Below are 20,214 nucleotides of genomic sequence, written 5' to 3' on the forward strand. Positions count from 1 at the left end.
CCCGACAGGCTGTGGGTCACGCCTGATCGAGCCAGACCTTGCCGAAGTCGTGCTCGTAGGTGGGGTGCATCGAGTGGTTCTTCACCTCGGGCTTGATGTTGATGTAGAGCTTGCGCCAGTAAGGCTGGATGATGATGCCGGAATCCTGCAGCATCTGCTCGATGTCCTTCATCACCACCTTGCGCTTCTCCGCGTCGGCGATCCCGAGCGCCTCGTTGACCTTCTTGTCGAAGTCCGGATTGGCGTAGGCCGTCTCGTTCCAGGCTTCACCCGAGCGGTAGGCGATGGCGATGACCTGGATGCCAAGTGGACGCATGTTCCAGTTGGTTTCCGAGAACGGATATTTCGTCCAGTCGTTCCAGAAGGTCGAGCTCGGCAGCACGGTGCGCTTCACCTTGATGCCAGCCTCGCGCAGTTGGGCCGCGATCGCGTCCGTGGTGTTCTTGTGGTAGTCCTCGTCGTTGCTGATCAGCTCGTGTTCGAAATCGATCACGCCGGCTTCCGTCAGCATCTGCTTGGCCTTGGCGATGTCGCGCTTGATTTTGGGCAGCTCGACATATTCGGGATGGATCGGCGCGACATGGTGGTTCTCGGCCGGCGTGCCGGCATTGCCGTAGCCGAGCTGCAGCACCACCGAGTTGTCGACGGCCAGACACATCGCCTGACGCACTTTCTGGTCGCCATAAGGCTTGGCGTTGACGTTGAAGCGCGACACCACGGTGGCGGCGGTCACGACCTCGGAAGGCGGCGCGCCGACGTCTGCGATGATCTTGACGTAGTCGGCGGTCGTCTCATGGTTGGTCTGAACTTCGCCCGATTCGAAGGCCGAAACCGTTGCGGCCGGATCGGTGCCGTAATCGATGAACTCGACGCCATCGAGGAAGGCTTCGCCCTGCCACCACTTGCCGGTCTCGCGGCGCTTGTAGACGACCTTCTGGCCGACGTCGTAGGAGACGAGCTCGAACGGACCCGTACCGATCGGGCAGTTCTTGAAGTTGGCGCCCTTCTCGTCGAAGCTCTTGTGCACCACCAGTGCCGGATAATCGGTCAGGTTGGGGATGATGGCGATATCGGGTTTGGTGAGCTTCAGCTTGACGGTCATGTCGTCGACCTTGATGACCGACCCTTCGCGCAATTTCTTGGTCTTGTCATCGACGAGGCTGCCGAGACGGCCCGGCATGGAGTTGCCTTCCGCGGCCTTGTCGGCCCAGCGGGTGAAATTGTAGATCACGTCGTCGGCGGTGAACTTGTCACCATTGTTCCATTCGACGCCCGGCCGCACATGCAGCGTGTACTCGGTGGCGTCGTCATTGATGTCCCAGCTTTCCAGGAGATAGGGCGCGAATGTGTACTGGTGGGTGTATTTCACCAGCGGCTCGAGCGCCTGCCTCTCGGCATTGGAGATTTCCGACCAGTCGGCCGTGCGCGGATCCTTGGGATCCTTGACCGACATTGCCACCTTGAGCACGCCGCCTTTCTTACCCTGCACGTCCTCGGCCCTGGCCGGCGTCGGGGCGGCGAGCCCCAGAAGGCCATAGGCCATGGCCGTCGAAGCGCCGAAGACGCTGGCGAGCGCGAGGAATTCGCGGCGATCGACCTTACCCGACTTGGCCTCTTCGGCCATGGCCAGGATGTGATCCGGAACGCTATCGCCATTACTCTTGTAGATTGTCATGACTAACTCCCATTGTTGGCTTTCCGCCGATTAACATTCCGCATCCAGGCCATGATGTCAAAGACGGCATGGTTGGGAACATATTGACGAATGTGCAACTTTGGAGGGGGAGCGGTTCGCGTGATAGCGACAGTCTTGGCGCAAAATTGCTAGTGCGCGACGGATTTCCACTAAATCTCTTCAGGCGATTAAACTGAGACATTGGCGCGGTTTGCGACAGGACCAGCCCTCGCCAGGATGAGGGCCAGCCCAAGTCTCCGCTTCAATATTCCTTCTCGTAGAAGATGCCGCCCTTGGCTTCGCCGGCGTCCGTCGCCTCGCCGCGCAGTTTGACGCCACGTCCCACGTTGAGGTCGATCGTGGCCTTGCCCGAGCCCGGCTTGTCGCCTTTCTGGATCGTCACATAGGTGCGGTCGTTGAGGTACTTGCCGGCAGAAACCGCCGTGCCGCCCTTTTCGTCGGTGGTGACATCGAGATCGTCGACGCCGATCGCGCTGCGCAGGTTTTCCAGCAGCGACGTCGAGCCGCCGACACCGGCGAGTTGCCCGGCGGCTTCGGCCAGTTGCGCGATCTGCAGCGGCGACAGGTTCGACATGGACCGCCCGAAGATCAGTTGCGCCAGCACCTCGTCCTCGGGCAGCGCCGGCACCGAGGTGAAGGTGAATTTCGGATTGGTCGCCTCGCCCGACACCACGATGGTGACGGTTGCGCTGCTCGTGGTCGTTGTCGCGGTCAGGTTGAGATAGGGCACCAGCGAGCCAGAAAAGCCGACCGTGCCCTCGGTGAAGGTCAGCCGCTTGCCGAGAATCGACAGCCGCCCGCGTTGCAGCGTGAAAGTGCCGACCGCTTGCGGCGATGAGGCCGGACCGGTCAGCCTGAGCGAGCCGCCGAGTTCGGCGTCCACGCCCCTGCCCTGGATGAAGATCTGGTTCGGCGCGTTGACGGTGACATCCAGCACAAGGCCGCTGCCACCCGTCTTGCCGCTGGTCGTGGCCGGGCGCAATGCCTTGTCCTGCGCCCTCACCGCGCCGGGCGCGTTCTTGTGTTTGACATCGAGCGCCGAAAGCGAACCTGGCAATTTGTCCGGAACGGTGATCACGGTCTTGGCAAGGTTGACGGTGCCGGCAATCACCGGCGCCGACGTCAGCGGTCCTTTGATCGTCAGGTCGCCGCCAAGATTGGCGGTGACCACCCGCCCATCGGTGTAGCGGCTGTCGGTGAGCTTGATCGACAGATCGGCCGGGAACCCCTGCGCCGGATTGATACCGACCGTGCCGCTGGCCGACAGGCTGCCGCGCGTCGACAGCGTCCCGGTCAGCCGGTTGATCCTGGCGACGCCATTGCCGATGGAAATTTCGGCTGCGATGTCGTTGACCGCAAGCCCGGAACGCGCGTCGAGCAGGCGGGCGCCCGACGTGCTGATGCTGCCGCCGATGACCGGCGATGTCGCGGGACCGCGTACCTGCACATTGACACTCGCGGTCCCCGTCAGCGACAGGCCTTGCGCGGCGAGCTTCTGACTGAGGATGCCGAACGGCACGGCGCCATTGAAGTCGAGCGCGAGCGCCGGCGTGCCTGATGTCGTCACTGTGCCGCCCCCCTTGAGACCAAGGCCGGCCCCATCGCTGACATTGGCGTTGAAGGTCAGCTTGTTGCCGGCAAAGGTGCCGGAGGAAGAGACACTCACCGCACCGACCCCCGCGCCGCGGGTCTGGGAGGTCTGGACGCCGGCAGCATCGAGGTTGAACGCCGCACTGGGGCTGGCTGGTGCCCCGGTGACCTTCACCGTGCCCGAAATCGAACCGGCGGCATCGAGACCCCGCGAAAAACTGTTGGCAAGCGAGATCGGCACCCGCGCCAGCGCCGCGTTGATGTCGAGCGCCTGCCCGATCTTGCCGGTCACCGTCGCCGTGCCGCCGCCCAGGTTGAGCACCAGCCTGTCCAGCGTCGTCGTGCCATTGGCGATGGTGACGGTCGAAGCCTGCGCGATGGCAGCCTTTATGCCTTGGACGGTCGCCTCGCCGGAAGCAAGCTCTATGGTCGTCGTGCCGTTTGCCGCCTTCACGCGGCCCGCGGCCCTCGCCGGAATTCCTTTCACCGTCGCGCCGCCGGAAAAGCCGGTCCAGTCGCCGTCACGCTTCAGGTCGACATCGATGCCGCTGATCACCGTGCCGCCCGACGTGACGGTGTCGGCATGGATTTTTCCGGAGATGACCGGAGCGGCGAGGTAATTGGCGATCAATGCGTCGATCGACACGGCCTTCGCCTGAAGATCGCCGCGCGTGACCGAGGCGGTCGTAGCCTTGATGGCGACCTGCGGTGCGGCACCGTTCTTCGAGAACGCAATCGTGCCGCGCACATCACCTTCCGCTTTTTCCAGCGCCAGTGCGGCAAGCGGTCCTATATCGGGCAGGTCGAGAGAGATCGTGCCTTCGGGTATGAACTTGTCGTCCAGCGCCAGGTCGCCGGAAATCCTGTTTTGGCCCAGCGACAAAAGCAGGCCATTGATGGCGCTCTTGCCGTCCGCGGTCGCCAGCACCGCACTGCCTTGCAAGGGTTGGCCCGCGACATTGCCTGTCAGCTGCACATTGGCCGCCGGCTTGGCCGCGTCGGCTTTGCCGGTGGCGGTTAGTCTGAGCCCGGTGATCTCGCGCGACGCCACCGAAAGCTTGTCGCTGTCGACGGTCAGCGACAGATCCGGCGCGGTCGCCGGGCCCTGCGCATTCAGCGCAAAGGCGATAGCGCCTTTGGCATCCTTCGACAGCAGCGAAACATCGCCCAGCACGCCCTTGATGTCGGCGGCCAGCGTATTGTCGGCAAGGCTCGCCTGCCCCTGTGCGGTCAGCGCGCCGGAGGCCAGCGTCAATCCGCCTATGGCGATATTACCGTTGGGCTCGCGCTTCAGCGTGGCGCTCAACTGCGCCCGTTCGCCAAGCATGCCGCGTGCTGCGGCCGGCAGGGCCGACGATGGAGCATCCGTCTTCAGCTTGAGGTCGATGGCGCCGTCACGCAGCGACACCAGGCCGGCGACCTGGCTGTTGAGCGCGTCGCTTTTGAGCGAGCCGCTGTCGATGGCGACAGCGTCGGCTGACAGGCGCCCGCTGAGCGCGGCCGTGACCTTGCCGGCGATCAGCGGCGCGATGGTGGGATTGTCGAGCCCAACCCTATCCACCGAAACTGTGCCCGAAACCGGCCCGGCGCGGTTCTTCAGATCGAACGCATCCGAGTGCAATGCCAGGCTCAGTCCGTCCACCTTCGCCGGTCTCGTGGCGATCGAGGGCAGGATCGCGGACATATCCAATCGGGCCCGCGTGCTCTCGCCCGCCATCTTTGCCGACAGCGACCGGACCTCGATCTTGATGGGACTCTCGGCGCTTCCGACCGTGAGCGGCAGACTTGGACCGGATGAGACGAGGTCAAGGGCGAAATCGCTGGCGCCGTTCGGATTGATCGTGCCGGCAGCTTGACCGGAAACCTTGTCACCGGAGAGCGTCGCGTGATCGAGGACGACGCCGCCGGCCATGGTGTAGCGGCCGGCCGCGTCGACTGCGAGCTGCCCAAGCCCAGTCTGGCGGGTTTGGCTTGTTTCGACACCGGCCAGTTGCACATTGAACCGGACGTCCGGAGCCGACGGCGAGCCCGTTACCTCAGCGCTGCCATCAAGCGTTCCAGCGGCATCGAGGCCGGGCGAAAAGCCGTTGGCAAGGGCAGCCGGCAAGGCGGAGACCTTTGCCGCGAGATCGAGCGTCTGGCCGGCGGTACCGGACAGCGCCACCGAGCCGCCGCCGACATCGAGCGCTAATTTTTCGATGCTGGTGGTGCCATCGGCGATACTGAGCATAGATGGCTCGGCAATTGCCGCCTTGATGCCGCGAATCGTAGCCTCGCCCGAGGCGATCTCGACGCTGGTGACGCCATCGGCGATCTTCACGCGCCCCGCCGCCTTCGCTGGAATGCCGGATACGGTGGCGCCGCCGGAAAAATTCGTCCAGTCTCCGTCGCGCTTCAGATCGACGATGATGCCGCCGACTTGGGTGGTCCCCGACGTCACAGCATCGGCCTTGATCGAGCCTGAAATCGCCGGCGCCTTGAGATAGTTGGCAATCAAGGCATTGACGGCGATTGTGCTGGCCGTCACCTCGCCGCGCGCGATCGACGTGCTCTTCGCGTCAATGGCAACGGAGGGCACGTCGCCACTCTTGGCAAAGCGAATGGTGCCGTTGATGTCGCCGGTCACCGCCTGGCCGGCCAGCGCCGCAAGCTGATCGATTGCAGGCGCAGAAAGAATGAGCGTGCCCAGCGGCATGAACTTGTCATCCAGTGCCAGATCGCCCGACACCTTGTTGTCACCCAGCGACACCGCAAAGCCATTGATCGAGCGCTTGCCTTCGCTCGTCACCAGCGCCGCCTTGATGTCGAGCGGCTGGTCGTTGACGGCGCCGGTCAGCGAAACATTGGCGGAAGGGCTAGCAATGTCGGCCTTGCCGCTCGCGGTCAGCTTGATCGACTTCACCGTGCGGCCCGAGGCCGTCAGGCTATCGCTGTTGGCGGAAACCGTGAAATCCGGCGCGGTCATGGCGCCGCTTGCCGACAGGGCGAAATCGACACCGCCCTCGACCGGGACGCCGACCGTCGGCGACAGCACCGAAACATCCCCCAGCCTGCCTTTGATATCGGCCAGGATGTCGGTACCTTGCATGCTGGCGGTACCGCTGGCGCTGAGCGAACCGGACGTGAGTTCGATCGAGTTGGCGGCGAACGAGCCCTGCGGATCGCGCGACGCTGTGGCCGAGAACTTCACCCGCCCGCCGAGCACCGAGGCGATCTGCTGCGGGAAGGCGGTCGCCACGGCATCGGCATTCATCTTGAGCTGCATCGACAGGTCGGCGAGCGCCACGGTCGCCGTCAGCGAGGCATTGAGCGCATCGGACCGGAGCGTGCCCTGATCGATGACAATGGCGTCCTTGCTGAGGGAACCAGCCAGGCCGACATCGACCTTGCCAGTGACCAGCGGCGCCAGCGTCGCGACGTCGGTTTTCAGGCCACCGGCCCCAAGCTTGACGGTAACCGGCCCGGTGCGGTTCTGGATGTCGAAACCGTCGGAGTGTATCTGCGCCGCCAGGTCGTCTAGCCGCGTGCCGCCGACGACGATCGAAACGAAGGAGGCGCCGATATCGACGACCGGCGCCTTGCCGTCGCCGAACGCCCGGGCGGTGGCATTCTTGATCGCCAGCGTGATCGGCTGCGCCTTGCTGCCGACGCTAACCACCACGGGTGGCCCCTTGGCGGCGAGTTCGACCGAAAGATCGCTGGCTCCGGCGGGATCGACGATACCGGTCGCGGTGCCGTGCACGGCATCACTGTCGATGTTGGCCCGGTCGACACTGATCCCGCCCGCCGTCGTGGCGGTGCCCGCCATATCGAAGCTGGTCTTACCGGCAAACAATGGTTTCAGGTTCTCCGGCAGGAAGCGGGCGAAATCGCCGTCGCCCTTGGCTTCGAGATAGTTACCCTTGTCGGTGAGCTGATGGCGGCCGGTGAGCTGGGTTACGATCCGATGATCGACAAGGAAGGTACCGACGCCACTCCAGTTGGCCAGCGGGCCGGTGCCCGAGACGACGATGTCGACCGGCGGCGTATCCGGCAGATTGAGCAGATTGGCGATGATGCCGCCGGCCGGTTCCGACGCCTTGAGGTTGAGGTCGAGCTTGTTGTCCGCTGGCGCGAAATGGATCTGCGCGTCGACATTGCCCTGTTTGCCGTCATGGCGGGTAATGTTGAGCACCGTCTCGACCGACAGCGGTGCGGCGTCGGCCTTCACCGAGGCCTTGGCGGCGAGTTCGGCGATGCCGCTGCCGGCCAGTTGTTGGCCAAGCGCGACTTCCGGCAAGTCGATCTGCTTGATATCAATGGAAACCGGCAGCGTCGTCGCGCCGCCTTGCGCCGGCTGCTGCGTGCCGGCCACCGGCAGACGCGCAAGTTCGATGCGCTCCGCCGCGATGCGGTCGGCGCTGAAGTTTTTGGACAACAGTGCCAGCGGCGACCAGTCGATGGCCACCTTGCGCGCCACCAGCCAGGCGCCCTCGCGGTCCTCCAGCACGACATGGTCGACACTGAGCGCGCCCGACCAGATACCGTCGATGCCGCTGACGGTGACCTTACGCTCGTCGCTCGAGGCCAGGCGCGAAATGATGCCGGCGAGATTGTCGCGTCCACGCTCGGTCTTGGTCAGCACGAAAAGCGCGCCGATGGCGCCTGCTACCACGATCAGCAGCGTGTAGAGAAAAATGCGAAGGATGCGCCAGACCGTCTTCATGTTCAAAACGCTTGGCCAATGCCGGCATAGATGCCGAAATGAGGGTCGCCTGGGTCGCGGTTGAGCGGCACGGCGGCGTCGATACGCAGCGGCCCGAATGGCGTCACATAGCGCAAGCCGACGCCGGCGCCCACCTTGACGTCGGAAAAATCGGGGAACGACTTGGTCGATACCGTGCCGGCATCGACGAACGGCACGATGCCGATCGTGTCGGTGATGGCGATACGCATTTCAACCGAGGTCTCGAAGAAGGACAGGCCGCCGATCGGCTGGCCGGTGAAATCCTTGGGGCCGATGCCCTGATAGGCATAGCCGCGCACCGAGCCGCCGCCGCCGGAATAGAAACGCCGGTCGGCAGGCACCTTCTGCAGGCTGGTGCCGACGATCGAGCCAAGTGCGACACGTTCCGCCAGCACGAATTTCGAAGCGGTATCCAGCGACTGATAGGCCGATCCCTCGCCCTTCAGCTTGAGGAAGGCGGCACCGCTCAATATGTCGTAGCTCGGCTCGGCATAGGCCAGCAACCTGAAACCCTTGGTCGGGTTCAGCCTGACGTCCCTGTTGTCATAGACATATTGCAGCGGGATGCTGGCGATCAGGTATTTATGTTTGCCAAAGGAATCGTGGATGCGTGAATAGTCGAGCGCGACCTCGGCCGACACGGTTTGGTTCTTGGTCAGTTCATAGGACAGGCCGGTGTTGCCCTTGACCGAGAAATGGTCGTAGGCGTCGGGATGTTCGAGCACGGTCTTGATGCCGGCGAAGAATTTAGATGCCGGCCCGATCACGCCGGGTTTCTCGAACATGATGCCGGCATTGTAGTTCAATTCGGACAGGTCATTGCTGCCGATGCCGCTGATGGCTCCGTCGATGCGCAGCTTCTCGGCCCGGCCGAACAGGTTGCGATGGCCCCAATACCCCTCCAGCCCCAGCCCTTCCGTATTCGAGAAGGTGCCGCCCAGCCCGAAATAACGCGGCTTGCGCTCGCTGACCTGGACACCGATCGGAATGTTGCCCTCGGCATCGAGCTTGTCGGCCTCCTTGAAAGTCACGCTGTTGAAGACCTCGAGCGCCAGCAGCCTGTCGCGCGCATCGTCGATCTCCTGAGGCGAGTATTGCCGGCCACGTTTCAGCCCGGTCATGTATTCGGTGAAGTCGCGGTCGACCTTCTCGGTGCCTTCCACCGTGGTCGCGCCATAGCCGGCGACTGGCCCGGCAGCAACCGTCAGCGTCACGTCGAGGGTCGACGTGTCATGGTCGGCGACGATGTGCCTGCTGGTCACCTCGGCCAGCGGCCTGCCCTGCTCCTTCAGCGTGCGCACGATCAGCGCCTCGGCCTTGAGCACCGCGCCAGACCCAGCGTCGCCGCCTGATATCAGGCCGTAATCGGCGCTCATCAGTCCAGCGGCGTCACCCTCCAGCCGGATATCGCCGAGGGTGAATTTGGGACCCGCGGCGATGTTGACGGCCACGGGAATGGGCTGCGGACCCTTGAATTCGGCGTCCGGCGGCAATTCGTCCAGCGGCTTGCCCTCGATGGTGATGGTGACGACGCCTTCGTAGCGGGCATCGGCGTAGAGCGCCGCCACAAGCTGTTCTCGATCGCTACGCGCCTTGGCCATCAGACCGAGCGAGCCGGAGACGGGATGATCTTCGTCGCTCTTCAGCGCCGAGGCGTTTTCGAGCTTTTTTACCAGGTCCTTGTCGGCGTCGGGCGCGGAGATGGTCACGGCGTAGCGCATCGGATCGACGATGTCGGCATTCTCGTCGCTCGATGAGCCCCACAGCTTGATGCCGAAGATTTCGAAGGCGGCCGCCGGTCCCAGTCCGGCGATCAGGGAGCAGCAGATCACGGCCAGAAGCAGCGCGCGCGAAAGCACGCGCTTTGGCTCGGTACCCCCTGACATCTGCCTTTCATACGCCGGCATTAAGACAACCTACTTTACAAACCTAAAATTGGAATGAAGTTCTGAAGCGCTCGTAAAGGGGCCACAATCCAATTGTCTGAAATAGGACGGGCTTGGAATTCACACCTTTTGCGTTGCCGCAAGAATGCGTGATCCCCTGTCCTATGGAGGTACTACCGGCTGTTGGCCGGAAAGGAAACCGTTGGCAGGCGGAACCCTGCCGCGTCCTCATGTTGACAAGCCTGAGTGAAGCTTGAACATGCCCGGACGTCTGCAAATTGTCTGGAGGGTGTTATGGCAATGCGCGCGGCTCGTCGTCTGTCTTTCCTGATCCTTCTCTTCTTCGCCTGGGCCAATGTCTTGGCCTGGGGTAACGTCGCGCAAGCGGCCGAAGCACGGCGAGTCGCAACGACCGACAATTCCGACTATTTCGGTTTCGACCTCCGGTCCGACCAGAACGTCACGCTCGATCAATGCAAGACCACCTGCCTGGGCGATCCCGCCTGCCGCGCCTTCACCTATAACACCAAGGCCAAATGGTGCTTCCTCAAATCCGATTATAACCAGTTGAAGCCCTTCAACGGCGCGGTCGCGGGCAAGGTCGTCAATATCGACGGCGACCCCGACATCGGCGCGCCGCCGGAACTCGCCTTCTTCCCCAACTGGATGGCTGACCAGGCCCAGCAATACCGTAACCGGCTGCTCGGCCCGACCTATGACAGGCCGACCGAGGGCATGGCCGCGCTGACCACGGCGGCCGAGCAGGCGGTGCTCACCGGCGATCATCGCACTGCCGTGCAGAAATACGAGGCCGCGGTCTCTGTCATGCCCGACGATGGCCAGCTCTGGCTCAACCTGGCGCGCGAAACGCTTGCCGTGCAGCCGGCGGCCAACACATCCGAGGCCTCCACCTTGCCGGCAAATGGTACGTCGGCCGCCTTCAATGCCTACAAGCTCCTGCGTACAGCCAGGACGCGAGCGGAGACGCTGGCGCTCATCGGCTCCGGCCTCGACAAGCGCGACCTCTATCGCCCCGCCCTGCAGGCCTATGAAGCCAGCCTTGCCCTGGTACCTTCGCCTGCGGTCCAGGCCGACTATTCTGATCTCAAGGCTCGCAAGGGTTTCCGCGTCATCGACCACACCGTCGATGCCGACACCAGCGCCCCGCGCATCTGCGCCCAATTCTCCGAGGAATTGGTCAAGACCGGCGTCGATTACGCACAATTCGTCACCGTCGACAACCAGCCGCCCAAAGGCGTTGAAGCCAAGGACAAGCAGATTTGCGTCGAAGGACTGGAACACGGCCAGCATTATGACGTGACCTTCCGCGCCGGCCTGCCGGCCGCCATCGGCGAAGTGACCGCCGCGCCCGTCGTGCTGTCGATCTATGTGCAGGACCGTGCGCCTTCGGCCCGCTTCACCGGCGACAGCTTCGTGCTGCCGGCCGGCGCGCGCCGCGGCATCCCCGTCGTCACTGTCAACATGAACGCCGCCGAGATGAAGCTCTATCGCATCGGCGACCGCTCGCTGGCCCAGCTTCTGTCCGGCTACCAGTTCCTGCATCAGCTCGACAGCTACGACATCTCAAACATTTCCGAGCAGATGGGCGAGCCGGTCTGGGAAGGCCAGCTCGACATCGCCAACGACCTGAACAAGGAGGTCACCACCTCCTTCCCGGTCGACGAGGCGCTGCCGCGGCGCAAGCCCGGCGTCTATGTGCTGACTGCCCAGGCTGTCAGCGAGAAGAGCGACGACTACAACTCGATGGCCACGCAATGGTTCGTCGTTTCCGACATCGGCCTCTCGACCTATACCGGTCAGGACGGGCTCAATGTCTATGCCCGTTCGCTGGGCAGCGCCAAGCCGATAGCGGGCGCCGAACTGACGCTGGTTGCCCGCAACAACGAGATCCTCGGCACCGCGACTTCGGATGCCGATGGTCATGCCGTGTTCAATCCCGGCCTAACACGCGGCGACGGCGGCATGGTGCCGGCCGTGCTGATGGCCAGGCAGGGCGATAACGACTTTGTCTTCCTCGACATGGCCCGCGCCGGTTTCGACCTGTCCGACCGCGGCGTCACTGGACGCGCAGCGCCGGGCGCGCTCGATATCTACGCCTGGACCGAGCGCGGCATCTACCGCGCCGGCGAGGAGGTGCATGTTGCGGCTCTTGCCCGTGACGGCGCCGCCAAGGCGGTCGAGAACCTGCCGCTGACCTTCATCTTCTCGCGCCCGGACGGCGTCGAGGATCGCCGCGTCGTCAGCGATGGCGCGTCAGCCGGCGGGCACGCCGTCGATCTGCCGCTCCAGCCAAACGCAATGCGCGGCACCTGGTCGGTATCGATCTATACCGATCCCAAGCAACCGGCCGTCGCCAGCCAGATGTTCCTGGTCGAGGATTTCGTGCCGGACCGCATCGAATTCGACATGAAGGCCGACAAGCAGGAGATCGCGCAGGGCGAAACCGCCAACATCACCGTCGACGGCCGCTTTCTCTATGGCGCACCGGCTGCTGGCCTCGCGCTCGAAGGCGAACTGACCCTGTCGACCGCGCGTGACTGGGACCGCTTCAACGGCTATTCCTTTGGCCTTGCCGACGAGCAGTCGTCGGAACCGACCGTCACCCCGTTCACCGATCTTCCGGTGGTCGGCGAGGATGGCAAGGCGACCTTCCCGGTCTCCGTCGAGCAACTGCCGTCGACCACGAAGCTCATCGACGCCAAGGTGACGGTCCGTATGCGTGAGACCGGCGGCCGCGCAATCGAGCGCTCGCTTAATATCGGCATCCGCCCGCAAGGCCACATGATCGGCATCCGGCCGGACTTTGCCGATGATGAAGTGCCGCAGGGCGGCACGGCGAAATTCAGCCTGATCGCCGTCGACCCCGACGGCCAGCGCGAGGCGCTGAAAGGTGCGCAATGGTCGCTGGTCAAGGTCGAGCGCAATTACCAGTGGTACCGCTCCAACAACTCATGGAATTACGAACCCGTCACCTTCACCAAATCGATCGCCAATGGCCAAGTCGACCTTGGCGCCGACGGCGAGGCGACAGTGTCGATCCCGGTCGACTGGGGCCGCTACCGGCTCGAGGTCGAGACAGCGGATCCGGAAGGACCCGCGACCAGTTATGAGTTCGATGGCGGCTGGTATGTCTCCTCCACCACCACCGAAACGCCTGATGGTCTCGAGATCGCCCTCGACAAGGGCAATTATGCCGCCGGCGAAGTGGCCAGGCTCAAGGTCTCGCCGCATTTTGCCGGCGAACTTCTGGTCAACATCGGTTCCGACAAGCTGTTGAAGACCGTCACGGCATCGGTGCCGGCCGGCGGCGGCACGGTCGACATCCCGGTCGGCGACGACTGGGGCGCCGGCGCCTATGTCACGGCAACCCTGTTCCGGCCTGGCGACGCGCAGGAAAGCCGCATGCCGGCCCGCGCCATCGGCGTGAAATGGCTGAAGGTCGATCCGGGCTCGAAGAAGCTCGCCGTCACCCTTACCCCGCCGGACAAGACCATGCCGCGCCAGCAGCTGTCGATCCCGGTCGCGGTCGCCGGCGTAGAGCCCGGCAGCAACGCCTATGTCACTGTCGCCGCCGTCGATGTCGGCATCCTCAACCTGACCAACTACAAGGCGCCGGATCCTGAGAACTGGTTTTTCGGCCAGCGCATGCTGGGCATGGAAATCCGTGATCTCTACGGCCGCCTGATCGACGGCTCTCTCGGCACCATGGGCAAGCTCAGGACCGGCGGCGACGGCGCCAACATGCAGGCGCAGGGCAGTCCGCCGACCGAAAAGCTGGTCGCCTTCTTCTCCGGCCCGGTGCAGCTCGATGCCGACGGCAAAGCACGCGTCGACTTCGACATTCCGCAGTTCAACGGCACGGTTCGCGTCATGGCCGTCGCCTGGACCAAGGAAGCGGTCGGCCACGCCCAGTCGGACGTGATCGTGCGCGATCCGGTGGTGATCACCGCCGGCCTGCCGCGCTTCCTGGCGCCCGGCGACGCCGCCGTCATGCGGCTCGACATTGCGGACACCGACGGTCCGGCCGGCGACTATGCGCTGTCGATCGACACGACGGGGGACCTCTCGACGGGCGACAAGCCCCTGCCCCAGAAACTGACGCTGGCGCAGGGCAAGCGCCAGACCCTGATCGTGCCGCTGATCGCACAGACGGCAGGCAATGCCTCGCTCACCATCAAGCTAGCGCACGCCGATGGCACCAAGGTCGAGCAGACGCTCTACGTGCCGGTCCGTCCGGCACAACTGCCGGTCACCACCCGCATGGTGGTCGACCTCAAGGGCGATGGCGGCGCGCTGCGCGTCGACAAGGAGCTTTTGGCGGCAAGCCTGCTCCACGGCGCTTCGGTCAGTGTCGGCGTTTCGCAGGCGGCGGCCTTCGATGTGCCTTCGCTCCTGATGACGCTCGACCGCTACCCCTATGGTTGCGCCGAGCAAACCACCAGCCGGGCGATGCCCCTGCTCTATGTCAACGAAATGGCCTCGGGCGTCGGCATGGAGAGCGATCCCGAACTGCATGGCCGCATCCAGGACGCGATCTACAAGGTGCTGAGCTACCAGGCTTCGGGCGGCAGCTTCGGCCTGTGGGGCCCGGGCTCCGGCGATCTATGGCTCGACGCCTATGTCACCGACTTCCTGACCAGGGCGCGCGAGCAGAAATACGATGTGCCGGCGCTCGCCATGAACCAGGCGTTGGGCAATCTGCAGAACTCGCTCGGTTACGATCAGAGCGTACAGGACCGCGGCAGCGAGATCGCCTACGCGCTCTACGTGCTTGCCCGCAACAAGAAGGCCTCGATCGGCGACCTGCGCTATTACGCGGACACCCAGCTCGAGGCCTTCACCAGCCCGATGGCCGTTGCCCAACTGGCGGCGAGCCTGGCGCTGTATGGCGACACACAGCGTTCGGAAGCGACGTTCAAGACCGCCCTGCAGCTCGCCAAGTCGAGCACAGCCTATGACTACTATCGCTCCGACTACGGCTCGGCGCTGCGCGACGGGGCGGCAATGCTGGCGCTTGCGGCGGAATCGAAGCCGGTGCCGTCGGTCGTACCGGAGCTGATCAAGCTGGTGACCAGGGAACGCGCCGAGGTCCGCTGGACCAGCACCCAGGATGAATCCTGGATGCTGCTGGCGGCCCGCGCCCTCAGACAAGGCAATGATTCGATCACGCTTTCCGTCAACGGTGCACCGCATTCCGGCGGCTATTCCAGCCAGATCAACGGCAGCGATGTGGCCGACAGCCCGCTCACCATCGCCAACACCGGCAAGACCCCGCTGCAGGCCGTCGTCACCACCGTGGCATCGCCGGTGCAGCCCTTGCCGGCCGGGGGTGACGGGTTCACCATTGAGCGCACCTATTACAAGCTCGACGGCACCGAAGCCAATGTGACGGAGGCAACCCAGAACGAACGCTATGTCGTCGTGCTCAAGGTCAATGAACAGAACAACTGGCCTTCGCGCCTTTTGATCACCGACCTTTTGCCGGCCGGCTTCGAGATCGACAATCCCGGCCTGGTCTCCAGCGCGCAATTGTCGAACTTCTCCTGGCTGGCACAGACCGACGCCGCGCATCTGGAATTCCGCGACGACCGTTTCGTCGCCGCCTTCAACCCCAGTGACGGCGACCACGACCACAATCTGACACTCGCCTATGTCGTGCGCGCCGTGACGCCGGGCACCTACGCCCATCCGGCCGCAACGGTGGAGGACATGTACCGGCCGCAATATTCGGCCCGCACCGCCACCGGCGTGATGGAGGTCAAGGCGCCGTAAGGTGTCGAGGCGGACATGAACGTGAAGTTTGCGCTGCCCCTCATTGCCCTGCCGGCACCTTCTCCCCGTTTAGTGACGGGGAGAAAGGGGCCTGCACCAAGGCTTTCGCCAATTTTCAACGTTACAGAAAAGGCGCCGACGATTGCGACAGCTCCCTTCTCCCCGCCACTATGCGGGGAGAAGGTGCCGGCAGGCGGATGAGGGGCAGCGCCATGCCCTCAAGAAAATTCCTGCGCCGCGCGGCTATCGCTAGCACCTCCTTGGTGGCTGTTATTGCTGTTTCCGCCGCTACCCTGTGGCAGCTCGACCGCGCCTTCCCGCCTCCGCTTCCTGAAAAGCTTACCGTCTCGACGGAAGTCCAGGATCGTGACGGCCAGCTTTTGCGCGCCTTCGCCACGCCTGACGGCTATTGGCGGCTCGGGACCCGCATCGATCAGGTCGACAAGCAGTTCGTCGACATGTTGGTCACCTATGAGGACAAGCGCTTCTGGAACCATGAAGGCGTCGATGTGCTGGCGCTTGCCCGCGCCGCCGGCCAGTTCGCCACCAGTGGCCACATCGTGTCCGGCGGCTCGACGCTGTCGATGCAACTCGCCCGCCTGATCGAGCCGCGCGACAGCCGCAGCCTCGGCTCCAAGCTCAAGCAGATGCTGCGCGCCATCCAGATCGAGCGGCGGCTGTCCAAGCGCGAGATCCTCGAACGCTATCTGACGCTGGCACCCTATGGCGGCAATCTCGAAGGCGTGCGCGCCGCTTCGCTCGCCTATTTCGGTAAGGAGCCGAAGCGGCTCACCGTCTCGGAAGCCGCGCTTCTCGTCGCCCTGCCGCAACTGCCGGAGAAGCGCCGGCCCGACCGCAACCTCGCGATCGCGCACGCCGCCCGCGACCGCGTGCTGTCCCGCATGGCCTCGGCTGGCCTGCTTGGCGAACGCGAGGCCGCGCGCGCCGCGCTCGACGATGTGTCTGGCCTGCGCCGTAGCTTGCCGGCGCTCGCCGCGCACGCCGCCTATGCGATGCTGCCCAAGGCGGTTCCCGGCCAGCCGCTTAAGCTGACGATCCGCAAGAGCGTCCAGGAAGGGTTGGAACAGGTAGCGCGCGACGCCGCCGCCAAGCTTGGGCCGCGTCTCTCCGTCGCCATGGTGCTGGCCGATTCCCGCACCGGCGATATTCTGGGCGAAGTCGGCTCGGCCAATTTCTTCGACGCCAGCCGCTCCGGCTGGATCGACATGACCAAGGTCGTGCGTTCGCCCGGCTCGACGCTGAAGCCATTCATCTACGGTCTTGCCTTCGAACAGGGACTGGTGGCGCAGGAAATGCTGATCGAGGACAGCCCGGCCGATTTCGGCGGCTACCGGCCGAAGAATTTCGATATGGGCTACCAGGGCGACGTCAGCATCCGCGAGGCGCTGCAACTGTCGCTCAACGTGCCGGCGATCCGCGTGCTCGACGCGGTCGGTCCCGCGCGGCTGACGGCCCGATTCCGCCAGGCTGGGGTAAACCCGATCCTGCCGGTCAACGAGGCGCCGGGCCTGGCCATCGGCCTTGGCGGCGTTGGGATTACGCTGCGCGATCTCGTCCAGCTCTATACAGGGCTCGCCAATGGCGGCAAGACGCACACGCTGCATGATGGCACCGAGCCGGCCGATGCCGAGCGCACCACCGCGACCATCCTCGACGACCAGGCGAGCTGGCAAATCATCGACATTCTGTCGGGCGTCAAGCCGCCCGAGGGTGCATTGCAGCGCGGCATCGCCTACAAGACCGGCACCTCCTATGGCTACCGTGATGCCTGGTCGGTCGGCTTCGACGGCCGTTACGTGCTGGGCGTCTGGGTCGGCCGGGCCGATGCAGGCGCGGTGCCTGGCCTGTCCGGCTATGTGTCGGCAGCCCCAATTCTGTTCGAGGGCTTTGTCCGCTCGGGTCTCGCCACCGTGCCGCTGCCGGGCAAGCCCCCCGGCGCCTTCACTCCTCGACGTAACGACCTGCCTGTGACGCTTGCCCGCTTCGGCGCCGGGTCCGACGGCCTGGTTCAGGCCTCGACCCCCACAGAGCCCGCGCCGACCATTATCTTTCCGCCCGACGGCGCCCGCGTCGATCTCGCCACCAACTCGGCCGACGCCTCGCCGCTGGTACTGAAGCTGCAAGGCGGGCGCGCGCCGTTCCGCTGGCTGGCCAACGGCAAGCCGCTGACCGGCATCGACCGCCGGCGCACCGCGACATGGCAACCGGACGGCACCGGCTACTCGACCTTGACCGTAATCGATGCGGCGGGACGCGCGGCAAGTGTGAAGGTGTTTGTTGAATAAGATTGCGCAAGCAATTCAGAGGATTGCGCTTCTTCGCCTAAGGTACAGCGCCTCGCGCCGACCTTCACCGGTAGCGGCGACAATACTCGCGACGCTAGTTCCTTTACCCGCAATCTCCTCCCAGCCCGCGCCGATGCCCTGCCCGCCGACTTCGTCCGCGTTGCCGGCCCCTCGATCCGCCAGGATATCCGTTACGCCGGAACGGACAATTTTCCTGTACCGCAAGCGAAGCAACGGCAAACCGCAAGCTGCTGCTCGGCGCGATGCACTCGGCCGGATTCAAGAACTATGCACGCGAATGGCGGCACCTGAACCACGATCCCTCCGCCAAGCAGCGCTTCGATTTCCCAGTCCAGCCGGATAGCGTGCCGACCAAATGCCACAGCCTTGCTTCGGCCCCGCTTGTTCCTAGATAGGTCGATGGGGATTCGCCAGCGGACGTTTGAGGGAAAATGTTTCTCCGCACCGCGAAATCAGGTCCAAGATTTTCTCCAAAACAACAAAAAAGGCAACATTTAATGCATCTAAATTCTACCAATTCGGTAGATTTGACGCGGGTTCAACGGAGGCAGAAATGACCAAACCTCGTTTCAGGAGACTGCTCGGCGCACTGGTCGCCACGTCTGTCCAGTTCGGCACGCTCGGTTTCGCGTTCGCCGATACCACCATTCTCAACGTGTCGTACGATCCGACACGCGAGCTCTACAAGGCTTATGACGAGGCCTTCGCCGCTCACTGGAAAGCCGAGACAGGGGAAACGGTCACCATACAGCAGTCGCACGGTGGATCGGGCGCACAGGCCCGGGCCGTGATCGACGGCCTCGACGCCGACGTGGTGACGCTGGCGCTCGAAGGCGATATCAACGCCATCGTCTCCAAGTCGAAAAAGATCAATCCGGACTGGCGCACGAAATTCGAGAACAATTCGGCACCCTACACCTCGACCATCATCTTCCTCGTCCGCAAAGGAAACCCCAAGGGCATCCACGACTGGAACGACCTGGTCAAGGACGGCGTCCAGGTGATTACGCCCAACCCGAAGACATCGGGCGGCGCACGCTGGAACTATCTCGCCGCCTGGGCTTATGCCAACGCCAATGACGGTGGCGACGAGGCCAAGACGAAGGAGTTCGTCGGCAAGCTCTATGCCAACGCTCCGGTGCTCGATACCGGTGCGCGCGGCTCGACGGTGACCTTCGCGCAAAAGGGCCTGGGCGACGTGCTGATTGCCTGGGAAAACGAGGCCTATCTAGCGCTCGACGAGTTCGGTGCCGAAAATTTCGATATCGTCTATCCACCGACCTCGATCCTGGCCGAGCCGCCGGTCGCTTTGGTCGACGCCAATGTCGATGCCAAGGGCACGCGCAAGGTCGCCGAAGCCTATCTGGGCTGGCTCTATTCCAAGGAAGCGCAGACGATCATCGCCAAGAACCACTATCGTCCGGCCAAGCCCGATCTGGTGCCGGCAGAGGACCTGGCCAAGCTACCGCCGATCAAGCTGGTCACCATCGACGACCCACAATTCGGCGGCTGGAAGAAAGCACAGCCTTACCATTTCGGCGATGGTGGTATATTCGACCAGATCTACAAGCCCCAGTAAGCAGTCGATATTCAGGACGATATGATCACAGCACCCGCTCGGGCGGGTTGGCGGTTTCGACAGCCGAGCGTCATTCCGGGTTTCGGATTGACGCTCGGCTTCTCGCTTGCCTACCTGACCCTCATCATCCTCATTCCGCTGTCGGGGCTGGTCTGGCGCTCCGCGGCGCTGGGCTGGACCGATTTCTGGGCGATCGCCACCGACCGCCGCACCATCAACGCGCTGGAGATCAGCTTCGGCACCGCCTTTGTCGCGGCCGCCGTCAATGTCGTGTTCGGCACGCTGGTCGCCTGGGTGCTGGTGCGCTACCGCTTTCCCGGCCGCCGCATCGTCGATGCCATGGTCGACCTGCCCTTCGCGCTGCCGACGGCGGTGGCCGGCATCGCGCTGACCACGCTCTACGCGCCCAATGGCTGGATCGGCAAGCTGTTGCTGCCGCTTGGGCTCAAGGTCGCCTACACGCCGCTCGGCATCGTCATCGCGCTGGTCTTCATCGGCCTGCCCTTCGTCGTGCGCACCGTGCAGCCGATCATGGAGGAGATCGACAAGGAGGTGGAGGAGGCCGCCGCCACGCTCGGCGCCAGCCGCTTCCAGATCGTCACCCGGGTGCTGTTCCC

General features: G+C 64.1%; 7 protein-coding genes. 4 read left to right on the forward strand and 3 right to left on the reverse strand.

The features are described from left to right. Window positions 1-16 precede the first annotated feature (16 nt). From LB545_RS20895 to LB545_RS20905, 3 genes are all read right to left on the reverse strand, one after another. A complete protein-coding gene (locus LB545_RS20895) occupies window positions 17-1,675 on the reverse strand; it encodes an ABC transporter substrate-binding protein (RefSeq protein ID WP_140648692.1) in 1,659 nt (552 codons plus the stop codon). A gap of 262 nt (window positions 1,676-1,937) precedes the next feature. Continuing rightward, a complete protein-coding gene (locus LB545_RS20900) occupies window positions 1,938-7,991 on the reverse strand; it encodes a translocation/assembly module TamB domain-containing protein (protein ID WP_224705766.1) in 6,054 nt (2,017 codons plus the stop codon). Between the two features lie 2 nt (window positions 7,992-7,993). Further along, window positions 7,994-9,919, reverse strand: a complete 1,926-nt coding sequence (locus tag LB545_RS20905) for an autotransporter assembly complex protein TamA (RefSeq protein WP_224705768.1) — start codon at window positions 9,917-9,919, stop codon at window positions 7,994-7,996. Window positions 9,920-10,192: 273 nt separating this feature from the next. Between LB545_RS20905 and LB545_RS20910 the strand changes: the two genes are divergently transcribed. The 4 genes from LB545_RS20910 to cysT all read left to right on the forward strand — a co-directional run. Then, window positions 10,193-15,691 (forward strand): alpha-2-macroglobulin family protein, encoded by a 5,499-nt coding sequence (locus tag LB545_RS20910; RefSeq protein WP_224705769.1) that lies wholly within the window; start codon window positions 10,193-10,195, stop codon window positions 15,689-15,691. Between the two features lie 212 nt (window positions 15,692-15,903). Further along, on the forward strand, window positions 15,904-17,997 hold the full coding sequence (pbpC, locus tag LB545_RS20915) for a penicillin-binding protein 1C (RefSeq protein WP_140495072.1): 2,094 nt from the start codon (window positions 15,904-15,906) through the stop codon (window positions 17,995-17,997). A 574-nt stretch (window positions 17,998-18,571) separates the two neighbouring features. Then, complete coding sequence (locus LB545_RS20925) at window positions 18,572-19,597, forward strand: sulfate ABC transporter substrate-binding protein (RefSeq protein WP_140516694.1); 1,026 nt, start codon at window positions 18,572-18,574, stop codon at window positions 19,595-19,597. A 21-nt stretch (window positions 19,598-19,618) separates the two neighbouring features. After that, the coding region (gene cysT / locus LB545_RS20930) for a sulfate ABC transporter permease subunit CysT (protein ID WP_224705770.1) at window positions 19,619-20,214 on the forward strand (596 nt) is incomplete at its 3' end.

Origin of the sequence: Mesorhizobium sp. BR1-1-6 (genome assembly GCF_020165355.1) — a bacterium.
Classification (GTDB): domain Bacteria; phylum Pseudomonadota; class Alphaproteobacteria; order Rhizobiales; family Rhizobiaceae; genus Mesorhizobium.